This is a genomic window from Planococcus sp. FY231025 (assembly GCF_052078085.1).
GTDB lineage: Bacteria > Bacillota > Bacilli > Bacillales_A > Planococcaceae > Planococcus.
Genome location: NZ_JBQJJG010000008.1, coordinates 274186 through 286887, shown reverse-complemented (window position 1 = coordinate 286887; position 12702 = coordinate 274186). Strand labels below are relative to the sequence as shown.

General features: G+C 51.1%; 9 protein-coding genes. 1 reads left to right on the top strand and 8 read right to left on the bottom strand.

Features of this window, described 5'->3' with window-relative positions; genetic code table 11:
- Positions 1 to 141: 141 nt before the first annotated feature.
- From odhB to ACTL32_RS13125, 5 genes are all read right to left on the bottom strand, one after another.
- Positions 142 to 1416: a 2-oxoglutarate dehydrogenase complex dihydrolipoyllysine-residue succinyltransferase gene (odhB, locus tag ACTL32_RS13145; RefSeq protein WP_204892250.1), complete on the bottom strand. Its 1275-nt coding sequence runs from the start codon at positions 1414 to 1416 to the stop codon at positions 142 to 144.
- Positions 1417 to 1547: 131 nt separating this feature from the next.
- Positions 1548 to 4373 (bottom strand): 2-oxoglutarate dehydrogenase E1 component, encoded by a 2826-nt coding sequence (locus ACTL32_RS13140; protein ID WP_441341905.1) that lies wholly within the window; start codon positions 4371 to 4373, stop codon positions 1548 to 1550.
- Between the two features lie 233 nt (positions 4374 to 4606).
- Complete coding sequence (locus tag ACTL32_RS13135; protein WP_441341904.1) at positions 4607 to 6268, bottom strand: sensor domain-containing diguanylate cyclase; 1662 nt, start codon at positions 6266 to 6268, stop codon at positions 4607 to 4609.
- Positions 6269 to 6287: 19 nt separating this feature from the next.
- Positions 6288 to 7241 carry a diaminopimelate epimerase gene (gene dapF / locus ACTL32_RS13130; RefSeq protein WP_441341903.1) on the bottom strand — a complete coding sequence of 318 codons (954 nt, stop codon included), beginning with the start codon at positions 7239 to 7241 and terminating at the stop codon, positions 6288 to 6290.
- A 12-nt stretch (positions 7242 to 7253) separates the two neighbouring features.
- Positions 7254 to 8336 carry an undecaprenyldiphospho-muramoylpentapeptide beta-N-acetylglucosaminyltransferase gene (locus tag ACTL32_RS13125; RefSeq protein WP_441341902.1) on the bottom strand — a complete coding sequence of 361 codons (1083 nt, stop codon included), beginning with the start codon at positions 8334 to 8336 and terminating at the stop codon, positions 7254 to 7256.
- A 130-nt stretch (positions 8337 to 8466) separates the two neighbouring features.
- Between ACTL32_RS13125 and ACTL32_RS13120 the strand changes: the two genes are divergently transcribed.
- On the top strand, positions 8467 to 9816 hold the full coding sequence (locus tag ACTL32_RS13120) for an MATE family efflux transporter (RefSeq protein WP_441341901.1): 1350 nt from the start codon (positions 8467 to 8469) through the stop codon (positions 9814 to 9816).
- 84 nt (positions 9817 to 9900) lie between these two features.
- Here the strand turns inward: ACTL32_RS13120 and ACTL32_RS13115 are convergent, their stop codons facing one another.
- The 3 genes from ACTL32_RS13115 to ACTL32_RS13105 are packed head-to-tail and all read right to left on the bottom strand — an operon-like array spanning position 9901 to position 12606.
- Positions 9901 to 10140: a hypothetical protein gene (locus ACTL32_RS13115; RefSeq protein ID WP_441341900.1), complete on the bottom strand. Its 240-nt coding sequence runs from the start codon at positions 10138 to 10140 to the stop codon at positions 9901 to 9903.
- A complete protein-coding gene (locus ACTL32_RS13110; protein ID WP_441341899.1) occupies positions 10137 to 11018 on the bottom strand; it encodes a CobW family GTP-binding protein in 882 nt (293 codons plus the stop codon). The genes ACTL32_RS13115 and ACTL32_RS13110 overlap by 4 nt, the downstream gene beginning before the upstream one ends.
- 58 nt (positions 11019 to 11076) lie before the next feature.
- Positions 11077 to 12606 carry a S41 family peptidase gene (locus tag ACTL32_RS13105; protein ID WP_441341898.1) on the bottom strand — a complete coding sequence of 510 codons (1530 nt, stop codon included), beginning with the start codon at positions 12604 to 12606 and terminating at the stop codon, positions 11077 to 11079.
- Between the last annotated feature and the right edge of the window lie 96 nt (positions 12607 to 12702).

Sequence of the window (12702 nt, the reverse complement as noted above, 5' to 3'; positions counted from 1 at the left end):
AGCTCAGCGCGAGCCCGCGGCAAGCCAGCTGTTTTGCGGAATATCGGTTATTACGAATTCTTAATTCACCGTCTCTCGAAACGATTTATCAAAAATAAAAAAAACAGCCCTGCTAAGCAGGGCTGCTAGGATAAATATGGATTAGCTTTCAAGCAAAAGGTCTTCTGGGTTTTCGATCAAGTCTTTGACCATTTTCAGGAATCCAACAGAATCGCTGCCGTCGATTACGCGGTGGTCGTAAGAAAGAGCCACATACATCATCGGACGGATTTCGATTGAATCGCCGATTGCTACCGGACGTTTCTGGATGGTGTGCATGCCCAGGATTCCGACTTGTGTACCATTCAAGATCGGTGTCGACATCAATGAACCGAATACACCGCCGTTAGTGATGGTGAATGAACCACCTGTCATGTCGGCAATCGAAAGCTTTTTGTCGCGTGCTTTTTTCGCAAGGTCAGCGATGCTCGCTTCGATTTCTGCAAAGTTCTTCTTGTCTGTATCGCGGACGATTGGAACAACTAGGCCTTCCTCAGTCGATACGGCAATCCCTACATCAAAGAATTGCTTCAGCAAGACGTCAGTGCCGTCAAGTTCAGCGTTGACGTATGGATATTTTTTCAAGGCAGCTGTAACAGCTTTTGTGAAGAATGACATGAAGCCAAGGCGCGTTCCGTTATGGTCTTCCTGGAACTTGTCTTTTTTGCGGCTTCTAAGTGCCATTACGTTCGTCATGTCGATTTCGTTGAATGTCGTCAACATGGCAGTCGATTGTTTCACTTCAAGCAGACGCTTCGCGATTGTCTGGCGGCGGCGTGACATTTTCTCACGCACAATGCGGCCGCTTTCTTCGTCTGAAGACGGCGCTGCCGCTGCTTTAGGTGCTGAAGGTGCAGCTGCTTGCGGTGCGCTTGCAGCCGGCTTAGACGCATGTGCTTCAACGTCTTGGACGCGTACACGGCCCATTGGGTCTACTGGCGAGATAGCTGCCAAGTCGATGCCTTTTTCGCGCGCCAATTTGCGTGCAGCTGGGCTGGCGATCGTGCGGTCAGTAGCAGACTGCTCTTCAGCAGCCGGTGCTTCTTCAACAGCTTCCATTGTTGCTGGTGCTTCTGTTTTCGCAGGTTCTGCAGCTGGTGCTGCTTCTTCCGCTTTCGGAGCCGGTGCTGCTGCTTCGCCTGACCCTTCGCCAACGATGGCAATCACTTGGCCGACTTCTACTGTGTCGCCTTCTTGTGCCAAAAGTTCCTGCACAACGCCGGCTTCTTCGGAAATTACTTCAACGTTGACTTTGTCTGTTTCCAGTTCAACGATGAATTCTCCTTTTTCCACTGTGTCGCCTGGCTGTTTGAGCCACTGGGCAATCGTTCCTTCAGTAATCGATTCTGCTAATTCTGGTACTTTGATCTCTGCCACAAAAAATTCCTCCTTAGAATATCAGGCGCTTGCGCCGTGGGAGCCCTTCGCTGAAGGGCTTTCCCCGGCACTGCTTCTTCCCGATTGGTCTATCTCAAGCCAAGCCCGAAAGACTGGCTGCTGTCACGTTATTATTTTTTATTGGTAAGCGCCTCATCCAAAATGCGCGCCTGTTCCACTTTATGCGCTTCTCCGTCGCCTTCTGCAGGGCTCGAACGTTTGATGCGGCCATAATAAGCCACATCTTTGCCGGCTGCGATTTCACGCAGATACGGTTCTGCAAACGTCCAAGAACCCATGTTTTGCGGTTCTTCCTGGACCCACGCCAATTCTTTTGCATTCGGGTAACGGTCCACGATCGCCTGGATTTTCTCAGCAGGGAACGGATACAATTGCTCCACGCGGACGATGTGCGCCCAGTCGAAGCCTTTGCCGTCTTTTACCCGCTCAGCCAGATCAATGGCCATTTTGCCGCTGGCAAAGAGAATGCGTTCCACTTTCTTGTCTTTCGTGCCCATTCCCGGCTGCTCAATCACAGTCTGGAATTGGCCTTCAGCCAAATCATCCACTTCGGCTCCGACTAGCGGATGGCGAAGGAGCGATTTCGGCGTGACAATGATCAGCGGACGGATAGCTTCTTCTCCAAGCATTTTCGCTTGGCGGCGAAGAATGTGGAAATAGTTGGCGGCGCTTGAAAGGTTGGCGACCGTCCAGTTGTTTTCGCCTGCCATTTGCAGATAGCGTTCCAGGCGTGCGCTGGAGTGTTCCGGCCCCTGTCCTTCGTAGCCGTGCGGCAAGAGCATGACAAGTCCGGATTTCTGGCCCCACTTCGAGCGGCTGGCAGAAATGAACTGGTCGAACATCATTTGGGCCATATTGGCGAAATCGCCGTATTGTGCTTCCCAAAGGACAAGCGCTTTGTCGTTTTCAACGTTGTATCCGTATTCGAATCCAAGTACAGATGACTCGCTGAGCGGGCTGTTGTAGACAACAAATGAAGCGTTCGCTCCTGAGATATGGTGCAGCGGAACCATTTGTTCGCCGGTCTTTTCATCATGGAGCACCAGGTGGCGATGCGCGAATGTTCCGCGCTGTGCATCCTGGCCAGTCAGGCGGACTGGCGTGCCTTCCTGCAGGATGGCTCCGAATGCCAATGTTTCGGCATGCGCCCAGTCGATTTTGCCTTTGCCGTTGAACGGATCTTCACGGCGCTTCAGAATACGTGCCAATTTACCGAATGCAGAGAAGCCGGTCGGCCATGAAAGAAGTTCTGCGTTCATTTTTTCGAGCGCGTCGCGGCCGACGCCTGTCTGGATTTCCGGGAAACCGTTCAATACCGCTTCCGGAATCTCAAGTTTCAAATCGTCATCTGTTTTGTTTTCTTTTACCCGGTCATATGCTGCCTGCATTTCTTTTTGCGTATCTGCATCGAGCGCTTTCACTTCTTCTTCCGTCAAAACGTTCTCGGATGCCAATTGCTTGCCGTAGAGTTCACGAACTGTCCCGTGATTATGGACTCCGTGGTACATCATCGGATTTGTAACGAGCGGCTCGTCCATTTCGTTATGGCCATAACGGCGGTAGCCGATCAGGTCGATAAGAATATCTTTGCCGAACTTCTCGCGGTATTCGAATGCCAGGCGGGCAACAGCCACCACTTCTTCCGGATGGTCAGCGTTGACGTGGATCACTGGCACTTCAAATCCTTTGGCCGGATCAGAAGAATAATGCGTGGATCTCGAATCATATTGTTCAGTCGTAAAACCGATCAAGTTGTTGGCAATGATGTGGATCGATCCGCCGGTTTGGTAGCCGCGGATCCGGCTGAAGTTCAAGGTTTCCGTTACGACACCCTGGCCCGGGAAAGCTGCGTCGCCGTGCACAAGAATGGCATACGCTTTCTTTGCATCGATTTCAGGGATGCCTGCTTTGGATGTCAATTCCTGCGCTGCACGGGTCTGGCCGGCAACGACCGGGCTGACAATTTCCAAATGCGACGGGTTGTAGGCCAATTTGATGTTCGTCCCTTTAGGCGAAGTGTAAGCTGCACCCATATGGTATTTCACATCGCCGAACCAGCCTTTGGTGATTTTCACCGAACCGTCTTCCGGGAGGAAGGCTTCGTCGCCGACATGGGCGAATCCGGCAAACATCATTTCATACGGCTTGCGCAGGATATGCGTAAGCACATTTAAACGACCGCGATGAGCCATCCCGATCATGATTTTTTCTGTACCTTTTGTCTCGGACTGCCGAACCAATTCGTCGATGAGAACCACAAGCGAATCCACACCTTCGATGGAGAAGCGTTTTTGTCCGACGAATGTGCGGTGGACGAATTTTTCGAATCCTTCCACGTGTGTCAGAAGGTTCAAGATTTCCTTTTTCTCATCGGCAGCTAATGAAGGCTTGACTTCACCCGCTTCGATTTTGGCCTGCAGCCAGTTCCGCTCCTGCGGCTGCACGATGTGCGAGAATTCAAAAGCGACTTTATCGGTATAAAGGGATTTCAAATAAGAAATCGCTTCAAGTCCGTTGGTGATGTCCTTCGGGGCTTCAGCTAGAAGCAGCGATACCGGCACTTCCTTCAAGTCCTGGTCTGTCAACCCGTATGCCGATGGCTCCAAGCGCGACGTGTCCTTCGGACGGTCGTTCAGCGGATAGATATCTGAAGCAAGATGGCCATGGGCGCGGATCGCTTCAGCCAATTGGATGGCTGCGAGGACTTTGCCGAATTTATTCGAGTCCACAGCAGGTGCTGCCGAGGGTCCTGCAGCCGCTGATGGCTGCTGCAACGCATCGACCGGCGGACCGTATTGTCTGAAGAGCTCAGCAAATTCCGGATCCAGCAATTCCGGCGATTCTTGGAACAGTTCGTACATTTCCATCACATAGCCGAGGTTCGGCCCTGTAATCGAACTCCAAGGTGATTTTTCTTCTGAATAATTGGTAGACATTTAATAACCTCCAACTTATTGCCTTACGGCAGTCACTTTTGTTATATGTGTATCTTCCATATTTTATCACGCCTCCCACTAGACATAAAGCGGAAGGGGCTCAAGGTTTGGAGAACAAATTTCCATATCAATCTTACTACTTCCAGTAAAAAAAACAATGCTTTTGAGCGAAAAGATTCATTCCGATTCCATTAAAGCGCTTTCATTGCCAAAACGTTCCTGAAAATGCGCCGCTACACGTTTTCTATAAGGTCATCTGAATAGAAAAGCAGGGAATTCTTGCCGTTGCGTTTGGCCAGATAAAGTGCTTGGTCCGCCTTTGTAACCAATTCATCCAACGTCTGCCCTTGCTTCGGATATGTCGAAGCGCCCATTGTAGCCGTCGGCGCAAAATGGATGCCGTCGATTTCCCACCCTGCCGCCAATCCGTTCCGGATGCGCTGGACGATGTAGCCGATCTGCTCCTCCGCGCCGGCAGGGTCAAGCCCTGCCAAGGCGATGATGAACTCATCGCCGCCGACTCGGGCGACAATATCCTGTTTGCGGATGCTGTCCTGGATGGATTGCGCGAACCGGTAGATGAATTCATCTCCGACGTCATGACCATATTGGTCGTTTACCTGCTTGAAATCATCCCCGTCCATATAAACGACGGCCATCTGCTGGCCTTTGGCGTCTGCCTCTTTTTTCATCTCGACAAACTTCTTGACGATCGACAGGCGGTTCGGCAGCTTCGTCAGGCTGTCGTGATAGGCCATGAAGTGAAGTTTCTCCTCCAATTCCTTGCGGTCGGTGATGTCGAACATGACGGCGAGCATCTGTTCCGCACCGCCGTCCCGTTCAGACAATGGAATGATCGTGGTATCGATCCAGAAAAATTCGCCGGTCTTTTTCAGGCTTTTCAATTCGCCGCGCCAAATTTTTCCGGAAGAAACCGTCTGGCTGATGGCATTGTACTGTTCTTCCGAAATGACCGCTTTGCCGATCTTCGAAATATGTTCTCCCAGCAGGTCTTCCCTTTCATAGCCGGTCGTCCCTTTGAAATTGTCGTTGACAAACTGGATGGTCCCGGCCGGATCCCAAATGGCCACCAACGCTGCATAATTCAGCGCATCTTTATAGCTTTCAAGGATGTGCTCGGTTTTTTCAAGCTCCTGCTTCAACTGCACTTCATTGGTCAATTCGCGCAGCACGATGTGGAACGCCCGCACTTCCCCCTGTTCCTTGATCGGGGAGTAGTTCACGGAAAACGTCGCTGCCGTGCCATCCTTCTTGTTGCGTTTGATGACCATCGATTTGGCGGCATTTCCGGATTTGAAACTGTCAAGTTCCGCTTCGACTTGGCGGAAAGTCCGGGAATCGACAAATGGAAGCGAACTGTAGGGCTTGCCGACCCATTCCTCTTTGGCAGCACCGAAACTATTGGAATAGGCGAGGTTCATATCGAAGATCACCAGGTCGGAAGTGATCATCAGCATCGGGTCGACCGAGTTCTGGACGAGCGATTGGTAGAACAAATATTCTTCTTCCACTTTCTTCTGCTTGGCGACGTTCTTCGATATCGCCAGCATGAACACGTCGCTTCCGCTGCGGATCGGCGTCAAAAGGGTTTCATTGGTCTCATTGTTTTCGCTGAACAGATTGTAGTCCCGGTAAACATGCGGCGCATCGGTGTCCAGGGCAATGCAATACTGTCCTTTGATGTCCGTCGCCAGATGGGCCGGCATGATGGCATCGAGCGTTTCACCGGTCAAGTCCTTCCCGAATACAGCGATGCACGCCGGGTTGATGTATTCATAAATATAGGTCTCCCCGTCACGCCTCATGTAATAGACCAAACTGTCAGACTTGCCGTACAGCATATCCAATTGCATCTTCGTAAATGGTCCTAACATACACATCTCTCTTTTCTATTTAAACGAATTGATGGGTGATAGCTGAAACCTGTTCGATGAATTTTTCATAGTGCGCCTGCTCGCCGAGTTCATCGGAAGCGGTGAAGCGGCCTTCCCCTGTACCTTCTTCCCAGAGGAAGCTGTGCTTGGACACATACGTCGCATTGCCGGTCAAACGGAGCTCAAAGCTGCCGCCTTTTTGCAGGACATAACATTTGACCATGCCGCCCGGATTGTACACTGCCACTTCGCCGTAAGGCACGATGCCTGCGAGGCAGCTCACCAAGGCAGATGCGGTCATCGCAGTGCCGCAGGCATTCGTAAACCCGACGCCGCGTTCGAACGTTCTGACGAATATGCCGTCTCCCGCCTCGCTGGCATAGCTGACATTGACGCCGTCTGCGAAATACTCGTTCGGTCCGTTAAAAAGTTCTGCCCACTCTTTTTGGTGGCTGCTGTCCTTTTGCATGTCAGCCGGCACGATGCCGATCAGATGCGGATTCGGAACTGCCACCGCTGTAAAAGGGATATCCGCCGATATGAACGGCAAGGGCTTCAAGATCCATTCGCTATGATTTCCATAGGCCATCGGCAAATCTTCCAGACGGAATGATACCGGTGAAATCTCGACCGCATACATTTCGATGCCATCTTCCAGAACCGGTTCTTTTTTCACATGAAGATCTGCTTTCTTCGTTTCGATCACCGCCTCTTCAATGCCGTCCCGTTCACAGACGTAGCGGGCGACACAGCGAAGCCCGTTGCCGCACATCGAAGCTTCTGAGCCGTCCCGGTTAAAGACCCGCATCTTGGCTGCGGCCCTTAGGGAAGGAGCAACCAGCAGCAGGCCATCGGCTGATCCATCCTGCCTGCAAAGCTCAACCGCAAGCCGGCTGTGGCTTTCATGCTCTTCTGCCTCAAGCAGGTAAAACGTATTCATCGATCCATGGACTTTCAATAACTCTAATTCCATTGCCCTTCACCTCTAATTTTTCTTAGTATGCGCCGCCACCAGTTTCGCCATTTCATAAGCGGTCTTCGGCGGCTCTGCACGCGTCATATTTTCGATAAGCAGGTCTTCATCCATGTGCAATTTCTGCATTTCGGCCAGAAAGCGCTCCGGCGTCAGTTCTTCTTCCTCCACGACATGCGCGAATCCTTGCTGCAGGAACAGCCGGGCATTAAGCAATTGGTCGCCGCGGCTTTTCTGCCGTGAAAGCGGAATCAGCAGCATCGGCTTTTTCAATGCCAGGAATTCGAAGATCGAATTGGAACCGGCCCGTGATACCACAAAATCGGTCATGTGCAGCAAATGGGAAAGTTCATGCGTGACGTATTCGAATTGGCAATAATTCGGCACATCGACAAGCGTCTCGTCGATATTGCCTTTGCCGCAAAGGTGGATGATGTTGTATTGTTTCACGAGTTCCGAGAGATTGGTCCGGATCGCATCATTGATCATAGCCGATCCTTGGCTCCCGCCCATGACCATCAATACCGGCAGGTCGTTTTCGAAATGGCAGATTTCCCGACCTTTTGCCGCTGAACCGTCCATCAGCTCACTGCGGATCACCGAACCGGTACAAGTCGACTTTTCTTTCGGAACGTGCTTGAGCGTTTCCGTAAAGACCGTGAAGATATGGTTGGCAAACGGCATAGCAATCCGGTTCGCAAGCCCCGGCGTGACATCCGACTCATGGATGATGACCGGAATCGACAGGATCTTCCCGGCCATGGCGACCGGAACCGACACGAATCCGCCTTTCGAGAAAATCGCAGCCGGTTTTGTCTTCCGGATGACTTGCATCGCCTGCAGCAGGCCGGCTCCTACACGGAAAGGATCCGTAAAATTTTTGACCGAGAAATAACGGCGCAATTTGCCGCTTGAAATCGGATGGTACGGCACTTCAGGGAACGAATCGGGAATCAGTTCGCTTTCGATTCCGTCTTTCGATCCGATATACTCTACATTAAAATCCATTTTCAATAATTCCGGGATCAAGGCCTGGTTCAAGGAGACATGCCCGGCAGTTCCCCCGCCTGTCAATAAAATCGTACGTTTTTTCATCACTTAAATCCTACTCTCTTCTATGGATATTGCGCCAGCTTCTTTCGGGCGCGGCGTTCTGTGCGCCTTCTTCTATGCTATAATTGGTTATATTTGTTTGCATTGCATGGCATTAATGGAGGAATTGAATATGTTCGAAACTAAAACCAGACCAGAGAAACTCAAGATGCTCCTGAAAATCACTTTTCCGATTCTCGTAACGCAGATTGCGATGTACCTGGTCACATTCTTTGATATTTATATGACTTCGCGGTATGGCACTGAAGATCTGGCAGGTGTCTCGATCGGCTCATCATTCTGGTTCCCGGTATATATCGGGCTGGCCGGAATCTTGATGTCCATTACTCCAATTGTAGCACAATTGATGGGTGCCAAAAGAAAAAATGAAGTAAAAGACGCCGTGCAGCAAGGGATTTACCTGGCCATCTTCCTCGGTCTCCTTGTTTTCATCTTTTTCCTGACCGCCATCGATTTCCTGATCGGCATCATGGATCTGGAGCCAGCGGTCGCCGGCGTCGCCAAAGAATATATCTTTGCCCTAAGCTTTGGAGCCGTGCCCTTGTTCGTCTATAACGCACTTCGCTCGTATATCGACGCACTCGGCTCGACGCGGATTTCCATGATCATCTCGCTTTTGTCCGCTCCGATCAACGTCTTTTTCAATTACTTGCTAATCTTCGGAAACTGGGGCTTCCCTGAACTCGGCGGCGCAGGGGCCGGCTACGCTTCTGCCATCACCTACTGGATTGTCTTGTTCATCGCAGCATGGATCATCCAATCGTTGCAGCCCTTCAAGGAATTCGGGATATTCAAAAACTGGGCCCGTGCCTCTTTTGCCCGCTTCAAGGAAATTTGCCTGATCGGCATTCCGATCGGCATTTCACTGTTTGCCGAAACGAGCATTTTCTCCGCTGTCACGCTGATGATGAGTACATATGGCACCATCACAATAGCTGCGCATCAGATTGCGATCAACTTCACTTCGCTCTTGTATATGCTGCCGCTCAGCATATCGATGGGCGCTACGATCCTCGTCGGTTTTGAAGTCGGCGCACGCCGTTTCGGCGATGCCCGGCAATACAGCTGGCTCAGTGTGGCGGCCGCTGTCGGCTTCAGCTTTATATCTGCCTGCATCCTGTTTTTCATGAGAGAACCTATTGCCCGGCTCTACACGTCTGATCCGCAGGTTATTGCGCTCGCCGTCCAGTTTCTGGTCTTCGCCGCCTTGTTCCAGCTGTCAGATGCCATACAGGCCCCAGTCCAAGGCGCGCTGCGCGGCTATAAGGACGTCAATATCACCTTTGTTATGGCATTGATCTCTTATTGGGTCATCGGTCTGCCGGTCGGCTACCTGCTTGCTTCGTTCACTGGCTTTGAAGCGTTCGGCTATTGGATCGGCCTGATTGCCGGACTCACCGCCGGGGCAGCTACACTATCGATCCGGCTTTTGGCAATTCAAAAGAAGATGGCTATGCAATGAGGTTCGGCAAAAAATACCGACAACAAAAAAAGGAAAGTCCGGGCTTCCGCCTCCGGACTTTCCTTTTTCAATTCTGGCTTTTTTTCAGCGTGCCGCGATTTTCTTGTAGAGGGCTGACAAGCTTGCTTTGTCCTCTTCCGGCAGCTCCGATTCGCGGATGCGCCGGAGGGCAAGCTCCAGCTTTTCCGCTTTTGGTTTCCGGACCCGCGGATGCGTCAGTTCATCATCCAATTCGATCTGGATCTTTTTCTCCAGTTCTTCCTGGCTGCCGATCGTTTCGGTCCCGGATCGGTTCGCCCATAGTTTTCGGTAAGCTTCGATCATGGCAATTCCACCCCTTGAAGATTCTCTCCGATGACTACGATCTGCGGCTCAAGCTTCATGTATTCCGGCAGCCATTGTGCCATGCCGTACGCATATTGGAAAGCGTGGGGGTATTTGTCGCCTTCGAGCGGTACGTAGCCCTTGATGCGGTATACGCTCTCAGGCAGTTCCCGCAGCCAGTCTTCGAAACGCTCCCGTTTGACGGGTTCGCTGAATTGAAGGACGACAGCATTCAGATTCAATTTGGAAACCGGGGCTTTTTCAATTTCCCCTTTTTCTCTGGCGGCCATTTTCTGCAATGCGGCAAAAGGCACTTTCGCTTTGACCGTCTGTATAATCTGTGCGGAAGGATTAAGGGACTGGATTTCGTAGGATACTGTCCCTTGTTCGGCCTCCGACAACAAATCCATCTTATTGGCAAGGATCAGGTCGGCATGCCGAATCTGTTCCAGGTATAGCGAACGGACCTGAGGCGACAGCTGGCTGCGGCCGAGCCAGCGTTTGCTGTCTGCGACCGTGACGATGCCCTTGAAATGGAGGCGGTCGGCGAAAAGCGGCGAAAAGATGGCATCCAGCGCTTCAACCGGATGGGCTGCTCCTGTGGTTTCGATCATCAACACATCAAATTCTTCCTCTGCCAGCAGCGTCTGGATCTGGGCTTCGGATTTTTCCGAACCGGTACAGCAGATGCAGCCGTCGAGCAGCTCTTTCAAAGGGACGCCGTCTTCGACTGCTTCCGAATCGAAATTCATCTCGCCCAGTTCATTCATGAATACGGCCGGTTTCAAGCCGGCCTCTTTAGCCTGCTGGATCATGTGCTTCAGAAGCGTGGTTTTGCCGCTTCCCAAAAATCCGCTGAACAAATATACATCAATCATGCAAACCCCTCCTTTTATCCATTCGAAAGAAAAAGCCCGCTTCCGCGGGCTTGTCCTGTTACTCTTTAGGTTCTTCAGCCTCTTCTTCTTTTGCAGGCTCAGCTGCAATGCCGGCTTCTTCCATAACGATTTTCTTCGCTTCGAGAAGCTGTGGATCATCTTCTTCAATTTTCACACGAAGAGCATCCATGATGGCAAAAGCCGTTTCTTCTTTGACGATGCCGGTCGGTTCCAGTTTTTTGTCTTCCTGGAACTTCTCAACTGCTTCGGTCATCGTTTCTTCGAATACGCCGTCCACTTTGCCGACTTCGTATCCGAGGGCATCAAGCATTTGTTCAGCCGTCTTGACTTGCTCCGAAGTGGAACCGTTTTTCAATTCCACCGAGGTGTCAAGCACCGGCAACGATGCGTATTCCGGATAAGCCACTTTGACATCCGGATCGATCCCTTTTTCGTGGATCCAATTGCCGTCCGGCGTGAGCCATTTGGCAGTCGTGAATTTCAGGTTCGAGCCGTCTTCCATATCATTCGCTGTCTGAACGGTCCCTTTGCCGAAAGTTTTTTCGCCGACAAGTTTGACGTCTCCGGACTCGTTCATAGCCCCTGCCAGGATTTCAGAAGCAGAAGCACTGCCGCCGTCAATCAATAAAGTGACAGGCACTTTCACTTTTGTGCCAGGAGAAGACATGTAGATTTCCGGTTCTTCGCCTTTCGATTGCACTTCGAACAACTCTTCGCCTTCATCGATGAACAAGCTGGAGATATCGAGGGCCGTGGTCAAGAGACCTCCAGGATTCTGGCGGACATCCATGACCATTGCCTCCATGCCCTGTTCTTCCATATCGGAAATGGCTCCAAGCAATTCTTCGTACGTATTTTCCGAGAAGCTCGTGACTTGGATATGGGCCACATTATCGCCGATCATTTCAGCGTATACCGTTTCAATCGGAATTTCATCCCGGACAATCGTCACTTTGATCGGATCTGCCATTTCACCGCGCTGGACGGTCAATGTAACTTCCGTCCCTTTTTCGCCGCGGATCAACATGACGGCTTCAGAAGCGCTGAATCCTTGGATGCTTTCCCCGTCGACTTCCGTGATCGTATCGCCCGGCTTCAGGCCGGCTTTTTCAGCAGGTGAATTCTTGATCGGCGTTACGATATTGATATAGCCGTTGCGCTCCTGAATCTCCGCTCCGATGCCTTGAAAACTGGAAGAGATCCCCTCAAGGAATTGAGAAGCTTCCTCCTGGTTCATATAGTCTGAGTACGGATCATCCAATGATTCGATCATGCCGTTTATTGCGCCATTGACCAGCTGTTCGTTGTCAACATCCTCATAGTATTCCTGCTTCAGCTGATCGTACGCTGCGTAAAGTTTTTCAAATTCCCTCCGCTCCGGAGAACTCACTTCCACTGCTTTTTCATCGCCGAACGTCAGCGCAAAAACAGTCAATCCTGCGGTAAATAAAATCAGGGTGAACACAAGCATAATAAAATAGAATGTCTTCATCCGGATAAAATGGGCGGGCTTTTCTTCAACAGGCGATGCCGGCTCGTGGCCTTCGCCTGGGTGTTTTTCATCCATTACTTTCACCACTTTCGTTTATGCCGTTCATGCTGTCTTGATTTTACAAGCTTTTATTAAGATTTAAAAGAAAAAGACTGCAGCAACAGTCTTTTG

Excerpts from the sequence above, each read along its gene's own strand:
- ACTL32_RS13140 (WP_441341905.1), bottom strand. The coding sequence starts at position 4,373 with ATGTCTACCAATTATTCAGAAGAAAAATCACCTTGGAGTTCGATTACA.
- ACTL32_RS13135 (WP_441341904.1), bottom strand. The coding sequence starts at position 6,268 with ATGTTAGGACCATTTACGAAGATGCAATTGGATATGCTGTACGGCAAG.
- dapF (WP_441341903.1), bottom strand. The coding sequence starts at position 7,241 with ATGGAATTAGAGTTATTGAAAGTCCATGGATCGATGAATACGTTTTAC.
- ACTL32_RS13125 (WP_441341902.1), bottom strand. The coding sequence starts at position 8,336 with ATGAAAAAACGTACGATTTTATTGACAGGCGGGGGAACTGCCGGGCAT.
- ACTL32_RS13120 (WP_441341901.1), top strand. The coding sequence starts at position 8,467 with ATGTTCGAAACTAAAACCAGACCAGAGAAACTCAAGATGCTCCTGAAA.
- ACTL32_RS13115 (WP_441341900.1), bottom strand. The coding sequence starts at position 10,140 with ATGATCGAAGCTTACCGAAAACTATGGGCGAACCGATCCGGGACCGAA.
- ACTL32_RS13110 (WP_441341899.1), bottom strand. The coding sequence starts at position 11,018 with ATGATTGATGTATATTTGTTCAGCGGATTTTTGGGAAGCGGCAAAACC.
- ACTL32_RS13105 (WP_441341898.1), bottom strand. The coding sequence starts at position 12,606 with ATGGATGAAAAACACCCAGGCGAAGGCCACGAGCCGGCATCGCCTGTT.